This window comes from Paraburkholderia aspalathi (assembly GCF_905220735.1).
Taxonomy (GTDB): domain Bacteria; phylum Pseudomonadota; class Gammaproteobacteria; order Burkholderiales; family Burkholderiaceae; genus Paraburkholderia; species Paraburkholderia aspalathi.
This window is the reverse complement of record NZ_CAJNBA010000006.1, coordinates 226,016-245,769: the sequence shown is the minus strand read 5'-3', so window position 1 is coordinate 245,769 and position 19,754 is coordinate 226,016. Positions and strand designations below refer to the sequence as shown.

The window sequence follows — 19,754 nt, the reverse complement described above, 5'->3', positions numbered from 1 at the left end:
TCAATTAGGTAGGTTTTTTGAAGAATTTCACGGCCAGTTGCTGAAACTGGTCGCTGCTGATCGGCGACAGCTTGCCGGCCGCGTCGGTTTGACCTTTGACGACGTCGCCAGCGGCTTTCTGTACTTCAGCGTCAATGCCTGTCACTGCCTGCCCATCGGTCGCGCGTACAAGCTTCGGCACTCGTCCGAGTGGCGCATTGTCGAACTTCGGCATGTCGGCACTCATACTGGCCGGACCCGCCCACGTATGACCTGCGGCCTTGACCGTGAAACTGCCCGGGCAGCCGAGTTCGATATTTGCCCCTTGCAGCTTCAGATACGCGCCGCCGGAAGTGACCAGCACGACCTGATCGCTTGCCATACCTGACAGCTTTCCACCCGCAGCGGTGAGCATGATGTTCTTCGCCGAATCAATCTGTGTATCGTCGGCCTGACTCTGTAGGCGCACCTTGCCGAGATTCGCGATCGCCGACACTCCGTTCAGATGTGCGAACAACGAGACGCCCTGGCCCGCGTTGACGTTGACGCGCTGGCCGCCAGTCAGTTGAAGATGGTTCTGTGCGACGGTATCCACGTTGCCGCCGGCATAAGTCGCTACGGTCTTCGGCGTCGCCATGCTTATCCCTGCTGGCGCCGTCACCCCGACGACGGCTTGTGACGACGCATCACCACTGCCGCTCGATGTCTTGCCATCGCTCCAGGACTTCACCGCAGTCGCGAGATCGGTCTGCGGCTGCGTGTCCATTGCGACGCCTTGATGCTGCGCGGCGTAGTCGCCAAGACTCTTGAACAACTCGACGCATTCCTGCATCAACTGCAGGTACTCATCACGCGCCAGTTGCCCATCCTTCGCGTTCAACCGCTGCCACGCCGAAATCAGCATCGCTTTACCGCTGCGAATTGCGACGTTGGCGTCACTACGCAACTCCGCGCCTTCGCCTCGCGCTTCACCGGTACCGTTATCGCGGGGTTGTGTCAGATACCCGAGGTTCAACTGACTGTAGGTGTGCTCGCTCGCAAGTTGGCTGCTGATCTCCCCTGCCGTGTCGTCAAAGCGCAGCTGGTTATAGCGGGCACCCTTAATCTCCTTCGTCTTCACCCCCGACAAAAACCGATTCCCCGGCAACGCCCCGGTATGACTAAACGTTGCCGGCATATTCGGCCCGTTGTGCAGCACACCGGTGACAAACATCTTGTCCGGATCCCCATTCAGGAAATCCAGCGCGACCTCCATCCCGATGCGCGGCAACGTGTCGTGCCCGTAGTTCGTCCCAGCCCAGCTACTGCTCACCCGTACGAACGCGCTGTCCTTATCCGTTCCGCTCGTACCCGCCCCTTGCGCATGCGCATGATCATCCGGATCCAGGCCCTGAAGCTGCACCTTGATCCGCCCAAGCGAATCGCAATACACCTCCTCGCCCTGCGGCCCAACCACCAGCGCGGTAATCGGATAAACCCGCGGCAAATCGATCCGCGGATCGTACGCCGGCGTCAGCGGCACACCACGCCTCACACAACTAAAGGTGTTTTCATAGCGGCTCTCTTCCTCATCCGCACTACTCGCCGCCCTTCCCTGCCCAGCCGACGATGCCGAAGCAGCCACCTTCGAAGGCCCCTCGACCCTCCACCGATTCGCCTCAAACAACGCCTGCGCGCGCTCATTCAGCGTTTTGGGCAGACTATTCTCTCCGCGATGATGCAGCGTGGTAACAATAAACTGCCGCTCCTCCTGCGGATGCGTGTCCACCTCCGGATGCCCGGTCAACTCGAACCATCTGCCGACAGCCAGATCCCGCACGCCGCTCACCGCATCGACATTCGCCGAGCGCAACTCATGGGCGAGCATGCGCGCCTTGCTGACGCGCTCATAGTCCGACCAGGAATCGCCCGCGTGCGGCACGTCGATGACCGCATCGCGCAGCAGCTGCGCGAGGTCGTTGCCGGCTTCGCCCTGATCGACGATGCTCGTCTCCGACGCCTGCGCCACCGTCGCGCTCTTGTAGTCCCAGCTCGCGCGCTGCACGTTGCCCGGCACGAGCTGACGCGAGGCCGACCACAGCGTGATCGAGTCGCGCGCTTCGGTGGCCGCGTCGCGGTGATAGCGCACCGTGCCGGCCGACGACTTCGGCAGTTTCATCGGGTCGTCCAGCAGCACCAGCGTGTGCACCGGCGACTCACCGGCGCCGTCGGCCGATGGGGCCGCTCCCCGCTTGCCCGCCGCCGTGAACCACGCGATGCCCTCGCGACGGCACAGCCTCCGGATGAAATCCGCGTCCGACTCGTGAAACTGCAACAGCGTCTCGCGCACCGGATACTTCGCGCGATCCAGCGACGACAGGTCGAAATCGAACGCGCGCGCGAGCGCCGGACTCTTTTTCTGCCATTCGCCCAGCAGCTTCTCAATCACATCGGGCACACTCAGCGTGCGGAAGATGCGCGTATTGGTTCGCCCCTCCAGCACCGATAACGCATCGCGCATGGTCAACTGGTAGGTCGCCAGCGACCCGTCCGACTGGCCCGCGCGCGCGTCGGTGACGATCGCGCAGATCGGGTGCAAGGCGCCACGGTCGGTGACCATCTGCACAGACAGCGGCAAGCCGATGAACGCATTGAGCGGCAAGTCCGCGCGCGTCGACAGACACGTCACGTGACCCACAATGCCTGAGCACAGCCCCTCGCTGATGTCGATGCGATGCGCGATCAGCACTTGCTCAAGGCTCGACTGGGCTGAGCCCCAGTGCAGGCGGAAGGCGCGATTGGCTTGCGGCAGGGACGGGGATGCAAAGGCGCGCAACAGGTCGGCGGAATTCACGGTGGTCTCTTTGGGTGTCGCGTGGTCGTTATGGGTTGTTTGGCTCTCGGGTTCTGGCGGTTTTCTGTTTTGAGTTTGCTTTTTTCGTTATTGGCGGATTTGCTGCTCGGACTTAGACGGCTGATTTATTTGATTGATGCGTTTGTTGTTAGGCGCTTGGCTTCGGCCGCCATTGACGCTACCGCTTATGTGATGTGCTCCCATGTGCCGCCTCTTTTAGTTTGCTTTGCTTTTAACGCGCACCGCCAATCGCGCGATTTTACAAAACATTTACAGGGTGGCGCAAATTGAATTATTGAAGAATGTTAAATATCTCTTATATAGACGCTTTAATATGCATTAGGCATTGTTGGTGGGTTTTATTGAGGCTTGGTCGGGTCTGCTTAGGGTGGAAAGTCGAGCGATGCGGGGGCGTCGGTCGGGCTTCGACATGCTCGATCTCATACGACGTCTGTAGGGCGAATCTGTCTCAAAGCTAGAGGTGAAACGTGTGCCCTGTTTCGTTGTTCATCGATCGTTCGACGCTGTTGCACAACCGTCGACAATGCGCGAAAATACATCGGATGCCTAACAACATAACCGACGATCTCGGTGCGTTACGTTTACAACGCATTACTGAACGATTGACTCGTTGGAGGATAGAAGAGGACGCGAAAGCGCCAAGCCGAGCATCAAGGAGAACGAGGAAGGAGATGAAGCGCGGGACGCATGGGCTGCCACCCACACGACCCGCTGACCACAAACAACTCATACTAGGATAGGAGTTGATCATGGCTGACGCCAATCATAAAGCAGTTGCGCCTGCTACCCAACGCATCTTGACCATTTCGGCACAAAGACGCCCGCGACCGATGAAAACGTTCGCGCCGGATCACGTCAAATTTTATCCGGACTTGCCGCCAGCGCCTTGGATTCGGCTTTCGGGAAGGTGGCTCGAACAGGCGGGGTTTGAGATTAGCGCGAGAATTCGCGTGGAGGTAAAGAGAGGGAGATTGATTATAACGCCGGCATGAGACTGGAATACGCGACCGCTGACCTACGTTCATGATCCTGTCGTGACTATCAATGTTTGCAGCATTGGTGGCCTAACCTTCCACGAAGAGCTGTTCGCAAAACTCTACGAATTAAATGGGACCACTCTCCCGATGGGGTAAAAATGGTCCCCCGCCTGACAGTTCACCTGTTATTCGAGGGCGCGCCTGCGCGATCTGATTCAGGAAACACACTTAACAAATTAACTTGATGAAGCTTTAGCCCACTCGGAGTGACAAAGTATCCAACGAAGACATTGAACGGAATTTCCGCCTCACCCCATCGACCCGTACCCCGGTCGGTAGGGATATGGGCTTCCATTAGGACTCGAGGAACGGTAGCCAAGCGCGGAGCCAGCTGATTCGAGAGGTCCCAGAGGTGAAACGTATGATGTGGCATCGATTCGGTAGCGTCCCACTCGTTACGGGTGAGGTGCAAAATTCCCGATAAACCAATGGATGACGCCTTTACTTCGATTTGGAGCTGAGCGTGGTCCACATCCGATACGATAGACATTACGTCGTACCCGTCGGCATTGCTTTCGATCGAACGCCAAACTGGCGCAACGCCCGTGCGTTGCTTCTCGTAAGCAATGGTCAAGCGTTCGCCCTCTCTACCAACGGCGCTAAGCTTAATATCTTGCTGCCCGCGAGCGATCGCGGCTAGACGATCCCAGAACTCGATCACCTCGTCGTCGCAACCCTCAGCAAGATAGGCCTCCACCATTGACTGGCGAAATTCGATGGGTGCAAACGTCAACGTGCGGAGACGCCCGTCCAAGGTCATCATTAGCCAGGGTGGCCGAAAGACTTCGACATAATCCAACAGCGCTCGACGAAGGCGTTTGCGATCATTGCCGAGGCGAAGGATACGATCACCAGTCGGAGCAACGACAGCGACGCCAGAATCGTTGACCCGTAGCCAACCGAGCGTCTGGATGAGGTCAATCAATGATCCGTTGTCGAGGCGTTCGTATCGGGGTAGATCGGAACGAAGCCGCTCGAAAGGTATAGGATGCTCTTGGACAATGCGGAGAAAGTTGAAGCAACCGTAAGCGACACCTGGCGAGAGAGGGATCAACTTTCGCCTCGCTCGAAATCACGCAATAGAGCTTCAATGTCTTCATCGCGCAGACCCACGGAGTAATCGTCATAGTCTTCAATGTCGCCTGGATCCAAGGCGATCGGATCTACCGCGAGCGAGGAGTCCTCTAGTGCCTCGGCCATGCGATTAATCTTGTAGTCAAGCCGCTCAAGGACCGTCTGATCCACTGACCCCTCGCATTCGACGATCTCGACGATGGTTTCCTGCTCGGGTGGCAAACCAAAGCGGTGAATGCGATCCTCTGATTGCAGATAGTGCGCGGCGTTGAATGTCCGGTCAAGATAGATCGCGTGGTGGCAAATGCGGTGTAGGCTGACACCTTCGCTAGCAGCCGCAGGGTTGGCAACCAAGACCATCGTGTTTGGATCATCGTGGAAGAGCTTGATTTTTCCCTCGCGGGTCTCGTCATCGTCTTCGTCTCCAGCATCCACTCCACCGTGGATGTAGACTGCACCGATATCTGAGAGCCGGCTTGCAATGTATTCAACGTTGCGAACGAAGGAGGACCAGATCAAGACCTTCTTCCCTTCGGCGGCCAATTGTCTAGACCGACGAAGCACGTATTTCAACTTTGGCCCTTCTCCTTCATTGATCACGGCCGCAAGCAACTCGGGCTTCACGAAATTCAGATCTGCACCAAGTAGCGCGGGATTGGACACAAACTGGATCAGCCGGGATACGGATCTGCCCAACGCGCGAAATGCCTGCTTGCTGCGGGTGCTCAGGGCGCTCTTGGACTCGCGCGCGACCTCATACTTCATGAGCCGATACAGCTCTTTCTGTAGCGGCGCCATGGACAAACACACGCGGTGGCGCGTAACCGGACGAAGTCCCAGCTCCTTCTTGGTTGTGCGCACGTAAATCGGCTTCACTTTGTCGACAACATTGTCGGCGACCACCTCTATCTCAGGATAGAGGAAAGTGAATTGAGGAATCAGGTCCTCGACCGACTGAGGCATTGGCGTCCCCGACATGACCAGCTTCCCCTCTGGGAGGTGGGACACCGCCAGCACCGCACGCGCGGTCTGCTTGGCAATGCCACTCTTGATGCGGTGGCTCTCGTCGAGATAGACAAATGATTTGTGTCTTGCTAAGTGTGCTGCGATCAGGTCCCCTACCCGCGCGAACTGCTGATAGCTGATAATCATGAAACGCGGGTTGTCCAACAACATTTTCTCGATGTTGTCCCGACCACCGCGCAGCCGAACAAACTCGGGCTTAAGCGATGGCATACAGTCCGCTGTCTGCTCATCCCAAGCTGCAAAGGCATTTTTCGGTGCAACGACGAGCAATCTCTCCTGCTGTCTCGCCTTGAAGAAGTAAAATGCGAGAGCCTCTGTAGTCTTGCCTGCGCCCGGCACAGAAAATGTCGCAGCAGCCCGTAGGGCAGCAATCTTGGACACATTTCGAGCTTGCTCTGTAGATAGCTCGCGTGTGAAACCAATTTCACGAAGGTAGCTGCGCAGGGTTTCCTCAGGGACCGGCTCGCTTTTCAGAGCCTTTTCATACCCGGTAACCGCCTTGGTGGATTGAAGCAGTAGTTCCTTGGCCTTCTGCGAAACTTCATAGCCAGTACCATGCTTGAGTTCGAAGGTGGTGAAGATGTCGAAGAGCGAGCCGCGCAAAGCGACGAAGTTCCACCACGGCATCACCAAAACACGGCCATCCTCCTGGCGTGCGTTCGAGGTCGAGTCCAGGGCGAGCCTGCGGATGATCGCAGGCCAAGGCAGCGCGTCGTCCTGAGCGTCCCAAGAGAGACGGGCGCACAGATCGGACTCGCGGTAATCAATTCGAAGCATTGCCAGATTTCTCCAGGAAGTCCCTGATTTTCTGGATACGCACTTCGAGCTGCGCCAGCTGTGCCTCGACCCCCTCAATCTTCGTTTCTGCACAAAAGCCCAACTTGATACCATCTTCAAGCGCAGCATTTGCGCGAGAACAGCTGTCTAGCAGCTTTTCTGCGGTCTTTGTGTCTCGTTTAAGCTGCTTCTCACTTTCGATGAACTCCACAATTATTTCGCGGGCCTTAGATGCGTTTTCAGGCTTTGCGATTTCCTTGGAAAGAGCAAGGTCGGAAGCTTCTCCCGCCTTCTTGGTGCCACCGCCGAAGAGTTCGTCCGTTTCATTGTCGACGGCAACCTCCGTAACAGCAAAGCCAGCTTTGAGCTTTTCGACGATCGGCTCTATGTTGTTTGCCATACCATTGATCGCGTCGTGCAAGCTGTCTTTAACCTCTTCTGGGTTATCGATCAGGGCGAAGGCCGCTTCCTTGAAAAGCTGCTGCCGACCGGTTCCGCCGACTTTCCCACGCGTCGTAACGATTCGCTTAAACGCAAGTTCGGAACCCGAGACCAAGGACCACATGTTCTCCTTGCCACGCGATTTGAGCCACTCTTCGGCGTAGTCATGCATGTCCAGCAGATCCCTGACCTCCGGCTCCTTCTTGCCGTATAGCTCAGCCAAATCCTTGTCGGAGTAGTGCTCTCGTTCGCGTTTGGCCAGCATCATGTTGGCCTCGGCATCCCAAGTGTAGTTGGCTTTGATGTCTTTCTCGATCTGAAGCTCTGCCTCGAGACGATCGATGGCTCGGTTATCGACTTGGGGTAGTACTACAAGGTCAACGTATTCAAAATGCTTGTATTTGACCTTGTCAGAGTCATAGAGATCACGCCAAGTGGATAGCCGCCGATTTCCGTTAACCACGAATCCAAGATGATCAACCAGAATAGGGTCAACCTGTCGGTTGGATGTGTTTTCAAAGTATTTTCGTAAGTCCGACTTCTCAGCAAGCTTCAGCAGTAATCCGTGCTGTGCCTCCTGTGCATCCCAGAGTTCAGAGTCCCCCTCGAACATATCTTTACGGGCGGATGCATTCTTGGCCAAGTATTCAACCTGAGCCGATGCGGTACGGCCATTTTCCAAGCGATACTTCGGAATGTTCTGGTGGACACGAATGATCGGAATGTCCTTGGTCTGGCCTTGAATAACGACGCGGTGGGTCGGCCTGTCTGATGCGCTTGCCCACGCCTCTTGCTTACTTTTGAACTCTTCGAGCCGCTCGATCTTGGGCCACCCGAAGCGGGAATCTTTCGGGTTAGTTGGAATATGGGTGCCTAGCATTTCAGGCCTCCAGTGCGTAGACGATCGTCGGGACGTGATACGCCTTCTTGAAGATGGCAAGCTCGCGCTCAAGCCGCTTCGACTGAGCAATATTACTACCCAAAAGCTTTGCGGCATCTTGTGAAGGAACAATAATCACGGCTGCCTTGATGGCATCGTTGAGATACATAGCCTGCAGCTTCATCAAATCGGCGTACATACGCGACATGTTTCCCGTTTGCAGGCACAGGCCAATATCGTCTTTCGCTGAAGTAATGGTCATGTCAGAATCGGCCGCAAGCTTGACCTCGCCTGACCAGCCAGCAACCTTGAGGTTCGAGATTAGATGCGATCGTATCTTGCTTGCAGCGCCAGGGCCGGGCTTAACTGCCACCCCCGTGATTGCATCGGCGATGAGTTTGCGATTAGCCGAAGAAATCGTCTTGTCACCCGCGCAGTGGTTAAATGTGAAATGCTTCATTGGTCGTGGTCCTCGTTTTGTTCTGCTTTCTTCGAGCCGGACTCCGCCGGTTTGCGTGAAAGCGAGCTCTTGGTGTGGTCGTAAATAGGCTTGTCATGCGGTCGGTAGACAGCCTCGCCTTTGAGAGCAGCTTGAAGACGATCCATGCCGACCTTGATGTAATCCTCTGTCATTTCGCAGCCCCAAAATCGGCGGCGATGAATTGCGGCGGCCACTCCTGCCGAAGCAACTCCGGCAAACGGATCAAAAACGAGATTACCAGGATTAGTCAGCGCGAGGACTAGCCGCTCGATCAGCCCCACAGGAAATTGGCACGGGTGGAGCGTTTTCTCAACATGGTTGCTCTTCACGTTGGGGATGTCCCACACATCCTCGGGATTCTTCCCGAGTGGATTGCCTGATAGCTGGCCAGCATTCGGCCCCTTGAAGTGCTTCTTTCCAGGATACTTCGACGGAACACGCACAGGGTCGAGGTTAAAGGTGTACGCGTCCTTTTTCGACTCGGTCTTCGTGTACCAAAGCACAACCTCATAACGGCCCGAGAAGCGCTTCTGAGTATGTAAGCCGTGGCCGAATGTCCAAATGATACGGTTGCGCATTTGAAGCTTATGCTTCTTGAAAATCGGCGCGAACTCAATATCGAGCGGAAAGACTTGGTTGTCGTCCACGTAGTTGCCCACTTGCCAGCAAAGGCTTCCGCCGCTTTTCAAGCGAGGAATGATCTCATCGATAATGGACTCTTGCCATTTGATGTAGTCTTCGAGACCCTTGCGGGTTTCGTATTCCTTGCCAATGTTATATGGTGGGGAAGTAACGACAAGGTCGAACATGGGTTCGGCAGGCAGACCCTTCAAGAAAGCCAGTACGTCACCCTGCCATAGTGCGTGGTCTTTGCCAATTATGTTGGGCGGGGCCATCTTTTTGCCTGGCTTCAACAGGTCGGGCGGCGTGCCGTTGGCAGCAGCCTTGTGAGAGACGCCCGTGGAGCTGCGCGCCATAGTGCTGCTCTCCGTGGGGGTTGATTGATCTGATCGCTTTTCTTCAAAGGTCATTCGTATGCCCTGTTGGTCCATCTCTACGCTTTTCCGCAATTGATTGAGCCTCACCACTAGCTTTCGAAGGCTTCTGCGGTATGACATCCTGAGTTAGCCAATCGAAACCATCCCTCGTGCATTGCTGTTTGGTCAGCATTTCAAGCATGTCGGACGTGCTACGGCCATCTCACGCGAAAATGGCACGATCGCCACCTTCGCGTGGGGTTAGTATCTTCGGAACGAAAGGGGCCATCTTGTCATACACCATAGCCTCGCTCGTAGGATGCTAAACGAAACACAATCGATATACCACATCAGGCGGCTTCTACGATGTTCAGAGTAAGCAGACAGGGGTTTCTGGGTCGCTTGCGGTTGCGAAGACTCATCTTGGTGAGAGACCGGGTGCCGGGGCGTAGATGGCATACCGTTGAAATCACACGTTGGCGAAACGTGCAGCTGGGCGTTCGCGGCTAACCTGCGGTTGTTAGTGGCAAATGCCGAACTTCGTCGGTTGAAGCGATAGCGCATGCTCTCCATCAATGCGCCCGATTGACTTGATCGTCAACGAAACCCACGATCCGCGGGTGGAAAAAACCCCGCGAGCCTTACGCTACGCGGGGTTTGCAGACTTCTATTCGGAACTTGTCTGGAATATCTCGGGGGGGGCAAGCGGAAGTCAGACGGGCCCTCGATTAGATAGTACCTGTCGCAAACTGGCTGCGATTCACACTCACTCCAAGGCACTGTTACATGTAACACCCTCAAACATCAATATTCCCCGCCCTCAACGCATTCGACTCAATAAACGCCCGACGCGGCTCCACATCATCCCCCATGAGCGTCGTAAAGATGCCATCAGCCGCAATAGCATCCTCAATCTGCACACGAAGCAAGCGACGCACGGTCGGATCCATCGTCGTCTCCCAGAGCTGCCCAGGATTCATCTCGCCCAAGCCTTTGTAGCGTTGCTTGGAAATATTGCGCTCAGCATCAGCCAACAACCACTTCATAGCGCTCTTGAAGTCGGTAACAGCCATGCTGCGCTCGCCACGTTTAATGACAGCACCAGTCCCAATCAACCCCTTAAACGTATTAGCGGTATTGATCAGCTGCTGGTAATCAGCGGTCAACTGAAAATCCTGATCCAACACAGAAATCTTCTGATTGCCGTGATGAGTCCGCGCAACGCGCAGCGAGCGCAGTTCACGCACCGGGTCATACATCGTCGTGACCTTAACCTCAGGCTTCAACGCATCATCCCGCAGCTTCGCCTCAAGAGCCGCCGCCGACACTGCAGCCGCTTCCTCGCTGGAAAGGTCGATAACAACCCCATCCATCACAGCCTCGAGCGCCCCAGCGTCATACAACCGGCTCAGACGATTAACCACAGCCTGAGCCAACAAATAAGCCCGAGCCAACTCCCCAAGCGCATCGCCAGTGATAGGCGTAGCCCCTTCAGAAGCCAACAACTCCGACCCCTGCAAAGCCAGCTTCAGGATGTGAGCATTAACCTCAGCCTCATCCTTCAAATACCGCTCATCCTTACCCGCCTTGATCTTGAACAGCGGCGGCTGCGCGATATAGATATACCCACGCTCGATCATGTCCGGCATCTGACGATAGAAGAACGTCAGCAGCAGCGTGCGGATGTGCGCGCCGTCCACGTCAGCATCGGTCATGATGATGATGCGGTGATAACGCAGCTTGTCGAGGTTGTAGTCTTCCTTGCCGATCCCGCAACCCAGCGCCGTAATCAGCGTCACAATCTGCTCCGAAGAAAGCAGCTTGTCATAGCGCGCCTTCTCCACGTTGAGCACCTTGCCGCGCAGCGGCAAGATCGCCTGAAACTTCCGGTCACGCCCCTGCTTCGCCGAGCCGCCTGCCGAGTCGCCCTCGACGATATAAATTTCCGACTTCGCCGGGTCCTTCTCCTGGCAATCCGCCAGCTTCCCAGGCAAACCAACGCCGTCCAGAACGCCCTTACGACGCGTCATTTCACGCGCCTTCCGAGCCGCATCGCGCGCCCGCGCCGCATCGACAATCTTGCCGCAAATGATCTTCGCGTCGTTCGGCGTTTCCAGCAGGAATTCTTCGAGCGCCTTCGCGACCACATCCTCCACCGGCGCGCGCACTTCCGACGACACCAGCTTGTCCTTGGTCTGCGCGCTGAACTTCGGCTCCGGCACCTTCACCGACAGCACGCACGAGAGCCCTTCGCGCATGTCGTCGCCGGCCGTCTCGACCTTCGCTTTCTTCGCGACTTCGTGATCGGTGATGTACTTGTTCAACACGCGCGTCATCGCCGCACGCAACCCGGTCAGGTGGGTGCCGCCGTCGCGCTGCGGAATGTTGTTCGTGAAGCACAGCACGTTTTCGTTGTAGCTGTCGTTCCACTGCATTGCCACTTCCACGCCCACGCCGTCTTTCTCGCCGCTGATGTGGAAAATGTTCGGGTGCAGCACGGCCTTGTTCTTGTTGATGTACTCAACAAAACCCTTCACGCCGCCCACGAACGCGAAATCTTCTTCCTTGCCCGTGCGCTGGTCGGTCAGCTTGATTCGCACGCCGTTATTCAGGAACGACAGTTCGCGAATCCGCTTGGCCAGAATGTCGTAGTGATATTCGACATTGCCGAAGATCGTCTCGTCAGCCAGGAAGTGCACTTCGGTGCCGCGGTTTTCGGTGTCGCCAATCAGTTGGATCGGCGAGACGGCCACGCCGTCGATCTCTTCGATCACGCGGTTCTGCGGCACGCCACGGTGGAATTCCATGAAGTGCTTCTTGCCGTCGCGGCGAATGGTCAGGCGCAGCCACGCCGAGAGCGCGTTCACGCACGAGACGCCCACGCCGTGCAGGCCGCCGGACACCTTGTAGCTGTTCTGGTCGAACTTGCCGCCGGCGTGCAGTTCGGTCATCACGATTTCAGCGGCGCTGCGCTTCGGATCGTGCTTGTCGTCCATCTTCAGGCCGGTCGGCACACCGCGGCCGTTGTCGGTGATCGAGATCGAGTTGTCCGCGTGAATGATCACCTGGATATCGTTGCAATGCCCCGCCAACGCTTCGTCGATGGAGTTGTCCAGCACTTCGAATACGAGGTGATGCAAACCGGTCCCGTCTGACGTATCCCCGATGTACATCCCCGGCCGCTTGCGTACCGCCTCCAGACCTTCGAGGATCTGAATCGAGGAGGCGCCGTAGCTGTTATCGGGTTGCGAATTGTTCGTTTCAGTCATGGATTTTTTCCGGTTCTGCGTTACTGCAAGGTTGCTGCTCGGGACTTTTCAAAACACCATAAAAACGCCAAAGGGGCGCTGCGCCCCTTGGTGTGTTCTTTGGTTTTGGACGCGTTAGATGCGCATCGGCATCACGACGTATTTGAATTCGTCGTTCTCGGGAATCGTGATCAACGCGCTGGAGCTGGCGTCGCCAAGGCTCACTTGCAACATGTCGACCTTCAGGTTCGCGAGCACGTCGAGCAGATACGTGACGTTGAACCCGATATCGACGCTGTCGCCGTCGTACGCGATTTCCAGTTCTTCCTGCGCCTCTTCCTGATCGGCGTTGGTCGACATGATCTTCAACTGGCCCGGCTCGATGATGCAGCGCACGCCCTTGAATTTGTCCGACGTCAGAATCGCGGCGCGTTGCAGCGAGCGCTGCAGTTCTTCACGGCCGATCACGAACTGATTCTTGTGCGACTTCGGAATCACGCGCTGGAAGTCGGGGAATTTGCCTTCCACCAGCTTCGACACCAGTTCGACCTGGCCGAACGTGAACTTCACCTGCGTCGGCGCGATGTCGATCTTCAGCGTGTCGTCGATGTCTTCCAGCAGACGCTGCAGTTCAAGAATCGTCTTGCGCGGAATGATCACTTCCTGACGCGCGAACGAGCCTTCGATCTTCATCGACGAGAACGCGAGGCGGTGGCCGTCGGTTGCGACCGCCATCAGCTGGTCACCGTCCACCACCAGCAGCATGCCGTTCAGGTAGTAGCGGATGTCCTGCTGGGCCATCGAAAAATGGACCATGCCGAGCAACTGGCGGAACGTTTTCTGGGGAACCACCAGGTTCGCGCCGTAGTCTTTAGCCTGAGCGACGGTCGGGAACTCGTCGGCCGCCAGGGTTTGCAGCGCAAAGCGGCTCTTGCCGGATTGCACGGTCAAACGCTTGTCGTTCAACGTGAGCGTGACCTGCCCGTCGGGCATGGCGCGCAGAATGTCGAGGAGCTTTCTTGCTGCCACCGTGGTCGCGACCGAATCGCCGCCCACGCCAAAATCGGCACGCGTGGTGATCTGCAACTCGAGGTCGGTCGACAGGAACGACACTTCAGGGCCGTTCTTGGTAATCAGCAAATTGGCGAGGATCGGCAACGTATGGCGGCGTTCGACGATGCCGCTCACGGTTTGCAGCGGCCTGAGGAGGTTATCGCGTTCGGTCTTGACCAGTTGCATAGAGTTCCTTCGTTGATATAACGGCCTGCGCGCCTGACTTGCCAGCCTTACAGCGCGCAACCGCGGCTCCCCGCCGGCGCCACGCAGCGCCTGTCACGGCGTGAATTCCGCCCGCGGCCGCCGGGCGGTTAAACCTGTATTGTGCCTGAAAACGGAACCGCTCCACTAAAATGGGGGCGAGTTTGGAAATAAACAGGTCGAATTTCCCGCCCGACCTGCTTAACCTTTCAGCGTTTGCTCCAGCACGTGCAGTTCGTGGTTCAGCTGCGCGTCCGTGCCACGCTCGGCGGCGATCTTGCGCACCGCGTGGAGCACCGTGGTGTGGTCGCGCCCGCCAAACAGCTCGCCGATTTCCGGCAAACTTTTCTGCGTCAGCTCCTTCGCCAGATACATCGCGATCTGCCGCGGCCGGGCAATGTTCGCAGGACGCTTCTTCGAATACATATCCGCGACCTTGATGCTGTAGAAGTCAGCCGTGGTCTTCTGGATGTTTTCCACCGAAATCTGCCGGTTTTGTACCGTCAGCAGGTCTTTCAGCGCTTCTTTCGTCACTTCAATCGTGATTTCGCGGCCGTGGAACTTCGAATACGCGAGGATCTTGCGCAGCGCGCCTTCCAGTTCACGGACGTTCGAGCGCAGATGCTTGGCGACGAAGAACGCGACGTCTTCATTCAGGCTCACGAACTCCGATTGCGCCTTGCGCATCAGAATCGCGACGCGCATTTCCAGCTCGGGCGGCTCGATCGCCACCGTCAGGCCGGAGTCGAAGCGCGAGATCAGGCGGTCGTCGATGCCGGAGATTTCCTTCGGATACGTGTCGCTGGTGATGATCACCTGCGCCTTGTTCGCGACCAGCGCCTCGAACGCGTAGAAGAATTCCTCTTGTGTGCGCGACTTGCCTGAGAAAAATTGAATATCGTCGATCAGCAGCAGGTCGAGCGAGTGGTAGTAGCGCTTGAAGTCGTCGAACGCCTTGCGCTGGTAGGCCTTCACCACGTCGGACACATACTGTTCCGCGTGGATGTAGCGAATCCGCGCGCCGGCTTTGTCCATTAGAAGCTGGTTGCCGATCGCGTGGATCAGGTGGGTCTTGCCCAAGCCCACGCCGCCGTACAGAAACAGCGGGTTGTACGAGATGCCGGGGTTGTCCGCAACCTGAATCGCAGCGGCCCGCGCCAACTGGTTGGCCTTACCGGTCACGAAGTTGTCGAAGGTCAGCACGGGGTTGAGCTTCGAACGCTCGTACATCGAGTCGTTGTCGCCGTTGCCGTTCGAGCTCGCGCTTTGGCCCGGGCGCCACGTGCGGCGGGCGGCCGCGGCTTCGTTCGCATCGAGGCTCGGGAGATCGAGGTCGGCGGCATCTTCAGCGACCGCGCGTGCGTTCGCGTTGTGGTCAGCCGCGGCGCGTGCATTCGCGTTGAGGGTCGCCATCGCGCTGTTCGCGCCATTGGCGCGCGCGGCTTGCGACGCTTGTACGGCGCCGACGGCTGCGTCCACGGCGGCCCCACCGCCGTTTGCACCCGACGAATGGCCGCCGCCCATTGCACCAGACGCCGAAGATGGACGCGACGGAGCCGGCGACGACGTCGCCGCGGGGGCGCGCATGCCTGCTTTCGGGTCCAGCACAAATTGCACGTCGACCGGAGCGTGCCAGAAATCGCGGGCCATATCCGCGATGCGGCCGGAGAACTGGCTCTTGACCCAGTCGAGCTTGAAGCGGTTCGGCGCAGCGATGCTGAGCGTGTTCGCAGCGGCGTCGAAGGCGACCGGGGCCAACGGTTTGATCCACGTCACGTACTGCTGGGGCGTTAGCTCGCGCTCCAGCAATGCGGAACAGTGTTGCCAGAAATCGTTCATCGAGTTGCTGTCGTTATGATGTGCACGGCGGTTCGCCGCTGCCCCTGTCGCGCATACGCAACAAGGCCCTGAGCAGTCAGGCCGAACCAGGCGTAATGGCTCCAGGCGCTTGTGCCACAAGGGTTTGCGGGGCAAGCGAGCCGGAGCGGCGTGCAGAATTTTTGGGAAGTAAGGCGAGATTCTAACGCCAAATCGTCGGCGAAAGGGAGTTATCCACAGGGACGGATCATCTGGCGAACTCCTCTTGGGGTCAGGCCGAAGCAGGCTAAACTATTGACGGCCAAAAGAAAACCGGTTTAAATAGCGGGTTCCGCGAAAACCAATTCTGTAAACCTCCGGCCATTGCCGCTTCAGCGATGATCGTGCGGTTAATTTTCGATCAGTCGATCAAGTGAGAGCAACATGAAACGTACTTACCAACCTTCCGTTACCCGTCGCAAGCGCACCCACGGCTTCCGCGTTCGCATGAAGACCGCAGGTGGCCGCAAGGTCATCAACGCACGTCGCGCGAAGGGCCGCAAGCGCCTCGCCATCTAAGGTTGGCGAGCGGATTGCGCGCTCTGTCTGTGCCTACAGGCGAAGCCCGCGGTGAAGCGGGAGCGGCTGGGGCGCCGCAACTGGGCTCGATTCCGTTGCGAGCGCAAGCCGCCTTCCCCAAAGCCGCAAGGCTACTGAAAACGGATGAATTTTCATCCGTTTTTCGTTTGCGCCCGTGGCGCCGCACCGCGCACTTCGTGGTGTACGGCCGGCCCACCGGTAACGACGCTCGCTTAGGTCTCGTGATCGGCAAGAAGTATGCGCCGCGCGCGGCCACGCGTAATCTGGTACGTCGGCTCGCGCGTGAAGCCTTCCGGCTGCGTCGCGCGGAATTCGGCGGTTGGGATGTGCTGTTGCGTCTGCACACGCGCTTCGACAAGAAAGCTTTGCCGAGCGCCTCGTCGCCGCCGTTGAGGGCGCTGTGCCGCAGCGAAATAGAGACGCTGCTCGATAAAGCAGCGCGCGAAATTGTCCGTCGCGAGGCGCCGCCCGCGGAAGCGCCCAAGACGGAATGACGCTCAAGTGACCGCCCGCTTTGCAGTACAGGCCGCCAAAGTAGGTTGGGCAGCCAGGCTGCGCGGGCGTCGCCCGGTACTCCACGTTGCGCGGCGCCGTTAGGCCGCACCAGTCATGCAAACGGTACTCATCGCTTTATTGCGTTTCTACAAGGTTGCCGTCAGCCCCATGCTCGGCAACCGGTGCCGTTTTTACCCTTCCTGCTCTGATTACGCGCGCGAAGCAATCCAGTATCATGGCGCCGCGCGCGGGACTTATCTCGCCGCCAGGCGTATTTGCCGCTGCCACCCGTTTTCCGCGGGCGGCATCGATCTCGTCCCGCCTCCCACTTCTGAAAAGCGCTGACGCGCCGTTCCATCGACACTGAGACAACGCATGGATATCAAACGCACCGTCCTATGGGTCATCTTTTTCATGTCAGCGGTCATGCTGTTCGACAACTGGCAACGCGACCACGGACGCCCGTCGATGTTCTTCCCGAGCGCCAACCCGACCAAGACCGTCGGTAGCGCCGCACCGGGAACCACGACGCCGGGAACCCAATCCGCCGATCTGCCGGCCACCACTGCTGCTGCGCCGGGCACTGCGCCGGCTGCCGCGGCTCAGGGCCAGCTGATCAGCTTCAGCACCGACGTCTATAACGGCGAGATCGACACCCGCGGCGGCACGCTGTCGAAGCTGTCGCTCGTCAAGCAAGGCGACGGCAAGCAACCCGATCTGGTCATCACGCTGTTCGACCGTACCGCGAACCATACGTATCTGGCGCGCACCGGTCTGCTCGGCGGCGATTTCCCGAACCACACCGACGTCTTCACGCCGGTGCCGAACCAGCCGCACGATCTGACGGGCGACGCCAAGTCGTTCCAGCTCAGCCTCGAGTCGCCGGTCAAGGGTGGCGTGAAGGTCATTAAGACCTACACGTTCACGCGCGGCAGCTATGTGATCGGCGTTGACACGAAGATCGAGAACGTCGGGACCGCGCCGGTCACGCCGTCGGTCTATATGGAACTGGTGCGCGACGATACGCCGGTGGAAACGCCGCGCTTCTCGCACACGTTCATCGGACCGGCTGTCTACACCGACCAGCACCACTTCCAGAAGATGACGTTCAGCGACATCGACAAGAACAAGGAAGACTTCGTCAATTCGGCCGACAACGGCTGGATCGCGATGGTGCAGCATTACTTCGCGTCGGCGTGGATTCCGCAGCAAGGTGCGAAGCGCGACATCTATGTCGAGAAGATCGATCCGACGCTGTATCGCGTTGGCGTGAAGCAACCGGTGGCGACCATCGCCCCGGGTCAATCAGTTGACGTGTCCGCGCGCCTGTTCGCCGGTCCGGAAGAAGAGCGCATGCTCGAAGGCATCGCCCCGGGTCTGGAACTGGTGAAGGACTACGGCTGGGTCACGATCATCGCGAAGCCGCTGTTCTGGCTGCTCGAGAAGATCCACAGCTATGTCGGCAACTGGGGCTGGTCGATCGTGCTGCTCACGCTGCTGATCAAGGCCGTGTTCTTCCCGCTGTCGGCCGCGAGCTACAAGTCGATGGCGCGCATGAAGGCGATCACGCCGCGTATGCAAGCCCTGCGCGAACGCTTCAAGGGCGATCCGCAGAAGATGAACTCGGCGCTGATGGAGCTGTACAAGACCGAGAAGGTCAATCCGTTCGGCGGCTGTCTGCCGGTCGTGATTCAGATTCCGGTGTTCATCTCGCTGTACTGGGTGCTGCTGTCGTCGGTTGAAATGCGCGGCGCGCCGTGGATTCTCTGGATTCACGATCTGTCGCAGCAGGATCCGTTCTTCATCCTGCCGGTGCTGATGGCCGTCTCGATGTTCCTGCAGACCAAGCTGAACCCGACGCCGCCGGACCCGGTTCAAGCCAAGATGATGATGTTCATGCCGATCGCGTTCTCGGTCATGTTCTTCTTCTTCCCGGCCGGTCTGGTGCTGTATTACGTGGTGAATAACGTGCTGTCGATCGCCCAGCAGTACTACATCACGCGGATGATGGGGCAGGCGAAGACGAAAGCGGCTTGATTGATGTCTTGCTTGAGGCGGGTGGTGGTAGCGCCCGCTGACTGATAGGCAGAAGTTAGCTGTAAAAAAGCCGCCCGGTTTGCGCCGGGCGGCTTTTTTTATCACTCGGCCGATTGGCCCTTATCTTTCGATGTCGTTGTCGATGCGTCTTCAGGCGCGGCATCGGTTTCCTGTTGCGTGCCACCGTCGAACTCCGTCATCAGTTCTTCCACCAGATTGCGCTGCCTCGGCGACAAACCCACGAAGCGGTTAGCCATCTTCGTGACCAGCTCGATCGTTTCCGGCGTCATCGGATACTTCTCGCCACGAGCAAGCGGCTTAGCCTTGCCGGAGGGCGTCGGTCCGTAGTGCAGCCAGTGGACGTCCTTCTGCAGCCACGTCGCTAGAACCTGCAACTTGTCGCGCTTCGGAATCGTCGTACCCGCGAGCCATTTGTGCGCGGTTTGTGGTGAGACGGCAGGGCCACTGCTATAAAGCAGATTGAATTCCCTGGCTAAATCGGTCCCACCCTTAATGTCTTTGGGGAGTGAGTCTTTCAGCCGTTTGGCGAAAGCTGCTTTTTCTTTGGAGGTCGGCATGGGCCCGATTGTGCAATTCGGCGCATTATCAGTGGACAACCAAACGCGCAATTTTATTGCTTAAATAAGCTATTTTTAGCCTGAAATCGGCACCTAATAACGCGTTTCACGATTTTATAGAATTCTGTCTTTTCCTTGTGCAGCGTGCGTTTTAGGCACTTTGATACGTCAGCGAGTCGCAAATGCGTCTTAAGCTATCTTAGCTTGTGTGAGATA

The 19,754-nt window shown here is 57.7% G+C and carries 15 protein-coding genes; 5 read left to right on the top strand and 10 right to left on the bottom strand.

The genetic code is table 11. The features are described from left to right. Positions 1–4 precede the first annotated feature (4 nt). Entirely contained in the window at positions 5–2,812 is a 2,808-nt protein-coding gene (locus KHO30_RS30280) for a type VI secretion system Vgr family protein (protein WP_211703147.1), read from the bottom strand. A 770-nt stretch (positions 2,813–3,582) separates the two neighbouring features. On the opposite strand from KHO30_RS30280, the gene KHO30_RS30275 reads away from it, so the two are divergent. After that, positions 3,583–3,825 carry a SymE family type I addiction module toxin gene (locus KHO30_RS30275; protein ID WP_211703146.1) on the top strand — a complete coding sequence of 81 codons (243 nt, stop codon included), beginning with the start codon at positions 3,583–3,585 and terminating at the stop codon, positions 3,823–3,825. A 163-nt stretch (positions 3,826–3,988) separates the two neighbouring features. On the opposite strand, the gene KHO30_RS30270 is transcribed toward KHO30_RS30275, so the two are convergent. From KHO30_RS30270 to dnaA, 8 genes are all read right to left on the bottom strand, one after another. Continuing rightward, positions 3,989–4,795, bottom strand: coding sequence for a protein NO VEIN domain-containing protein (locus KHO30_RS30270; RefSeq protein WP_211703145.1), 807 nt, complete (start codon positions 4,793–4,795; stop codon positions 3,989–3,991). 125 nt (positions 4,796–4,920) lie between these two features. Next, a complete protein-coding gene (locus tag KHO30_RS30265) occupies positions 4,921–6,747 on the bottom strand; it encodes a DEAD/DEAH box helicase (RefSeq protein ID WP_211703144.1) in 1,827 nt (608 codons plus the stop codon). Beyond that, positions 6,734–8,068 (bottom strand): hypothetical protein, encoded by a 1,335-nt coding sequence (locus KHO30_RS30260; protein WP_211703143.1) that lies wholly within the window; start codon positions 8,066–8,068, stop codon positions 6,734–6,736. Before KHO30_RS30260 ends, KHO30_RS30265 begins: the two co-directional genes overlap by 14 nt. Before the next feature lies 1 nt (position 8,069). Then, positions 8,070–8,528 carry a BglII/BstYI family type II restriction endonuclease gene (locus tag KHO30_RS30255; protein ID WP_211703142.1) on the bottom strand — a complete coding sequence of 153 codons (459 nt, stop codon included), beginning with the start codon at positions 8,526–8,528 and terminating at the stop codon, positions 8,070–8,072. Next, positions 8,525–9,580, bottom strand: a complete 1,056-nt coding sequence (locus KHO30_RS30250) for a DNA-methyltransferase (RefSeq protein WP_244864166.1) — start codon at positions 9,578–9,580, stop codon at positions 8,525–8,527. The genes KHO30_RS30255 and KHO30_RS30250 overlap by 4 nt, the downstream gene beginning before the upstream one ends. 743 nt (positions 9,581–10,323) lie before the next feature. Further along, a complete protein-coding gene (gyrB, locus tag KHO30_RS30245) occupies positions 10,324–12,795 on the bottom strand; it encodes a DNA topoisomerase (ATP-hydrolyzing) subunit B (RefSeq protein WP_054037059.1) in 2,472 nt (823 codons plus the stop codon). A gap of 114 nt (positions 12,796–12,909) precedes the next feature. Beyond that, complete coding sequence (gene dnaN, locus KHO30_RS30240) at positions 12,910–14,013, bottom strand: DNA polymerase III subunit beta (RefSeq protein ID WP_054037057.1); 1,104 nt, start codon at positions 14,011–14,013, stop codon at positions 12,910–12,912. Positions 14,014–14,232: 219 nt separating this feature from the next. Beyond that, positions 14,233–15,870, bottom strand: coding sequence for a chromosomal replication initiator protein DnaA (gene dnaA / locus KHO30_RS30235; protein ID WP_244864165.1), 1,638 nt, complete (start codon positions 15,868–15,870; stop codon positions 14,233–14,235). Positions 15,871–16,272: 402 nt separating this feature from the next. Between dnaA and rpmH the strand changes: the two genes are divergently transcribed. The 4 genes from rpmH to yidC all read left to right on the top strand — a co-directional run bounded on the left by rpmH (position 16,273) and on the right by yidC (position 18,960). Continuing rightward, on the top strand, positions 16,273–16,407 hold the full coding sequence (rpmH, locus tag KHO30_RS30230; RefSeq protein ID WP_004198824.1) for a 50S ribosomal protein L34: 135 nt from the start codon (positions 16,273–16,275) through the stop codon (positions 16,405–16,407). Positions 16,408–16,421: 14 nt separating this feature from the next. Beyond that, positions 16,422–16,922: a ribonuclease P protein component gene (rnpA, locus tag KHO30_RS30225; RefSeq protein ID WP_171925254.1), complete on the top strand. Its 501-nt coding sequence runs from the start codon at positions 16,422–16,424 to the stop codon at positions 16,920–16,922. Positions 16,923–17,037: 115 nt separating this feature from the next. Then, positions 17,038–17,268, top strand: coding sequence for a membrane protein insertion efficiency factor YidD (gene yidD, locus KHO30_RS30220; RefSeq protein ID WP_007180115.1), 231 nt, complete (start codon positions 17,038–17,040; stop codon positions 17,266–17,268). Between the two features lie 30 nt (positions 17,269–17,298). Continuing rightward, entirely contained in the window at positions 17,299–18,960 is a 1,662-nt protein-coding gene (gene yidC, locus KHO30_RS30215) for a membrane protein insertase YidC (protein WP_093634554.1), read from the top strand. A 101-nt stretch (positions 18,961–19,061) separates the two neighbouring features. On the opposite strand, the gene KHO30_RS30210 is transcribed toward yidC, so the two are convergent. Continuing rightward, on the bottom strand, positions 19,062–19,538 hold the full coding sequence (locus tag KHO30_RS30210) for an XRE family transcriptional regulator (protein WP_244864164.1): 477 nt from the start codon (positions 19,536–19,538) through the stop codon (positions 19,062–19,064). Positions 19,539–19,754: the final 216 nt, after the last annotated feature.

What these genes read in the sequence shown, in the direction of transcription:
- rpmH (WP_004198824.1), top strand. Translation starts at nt 16,273, where the DNA reads ATGAAACGTACTTACCAACCTTCCGTTACCCGTCGCAAGCGCACCCAC.
- dnaN (WP_054037057.1), bottom strand. Translation starts at nt 14,013, where the DNA reads ATGCAACTGGTCAAGACCGAACGCGATAACCTCCTCAGGCCGCTGCAA.
- gyrB (WP_054037059.1), bottom strand. Translation starts at nt 12,795, where the DNA reads ATGACTGAAACGAACAATTCGCAACCCGATAACAGCTACGGCGCCTCC.
- KHO30_RS30260 (WP_211703143.1), bottom strand. Translation starts at nt 8,068, where the DNA reads ATGCTAGGCACCCATATTCCAACTAACCCGAAAGATTCCCGCTTCGGG.
- KHO30_RS30250 (WP_244864166.1), bottom strand. Translation starts at nt 9,580, where the DNA reads ATGACCTTTGAAGAAAAGCGATCAGATCAATCAACCCCCACGGAGAGC.
- yidD (WP_007180115.1), top strand. Translation starts at nt 17,038, where the DNA reads ATGCAAACGGTACTCATCGCTTTATTGCGTTTCTACAAGGTTGCCGTC.
- KHO30_RS30275 (WP_211703146.1), top strand. Translation starts at nt 3,583, where the DNA reads ATGGCTGACGCCAATCATAAAGCAGTTGCGCCTGCTACCCAACGCATC.
- dnaA (WP_244864165.1), bottom strand. Translation starts at nt 15,870, where the DNA reads ATGAACGATTTCTGGCAACACTGTTCCGCATTGCTGGAGCGCGAGCTA.
- KHO30_RS30265 (WP_211703144.1), bottom strand. Translation starts at nt 6,747, where the DNA reads ATGCTTCGAATTGATTACCGCGAGTCCGATCTGTGCGCCCGTCTCTCT.
- KHO30_RS30210 (WP_244864164.1), bottom strand. Translation starts at nt 19,538, where the DNA reads ATGCCGACCTCCAAAGAAAAAGCAGCTTTCGCCAAACGGCTGAAAGAC.
- KHO30_RS30255 (WP_211703142.1), bottom strand. Translation starts at nt 8,528, where the DNA reads ATGAAGCATTTCACATTTAACCACTGCGCGGGTGACAAGACGATTTCT.
- yidC (WP_093634554.1), top strand. Translation starts at nt 17,299, where the DNA reads ATGGATATCAAACGCACCGTCCTATGGGTCATCTTTTTCATGTCAGCG.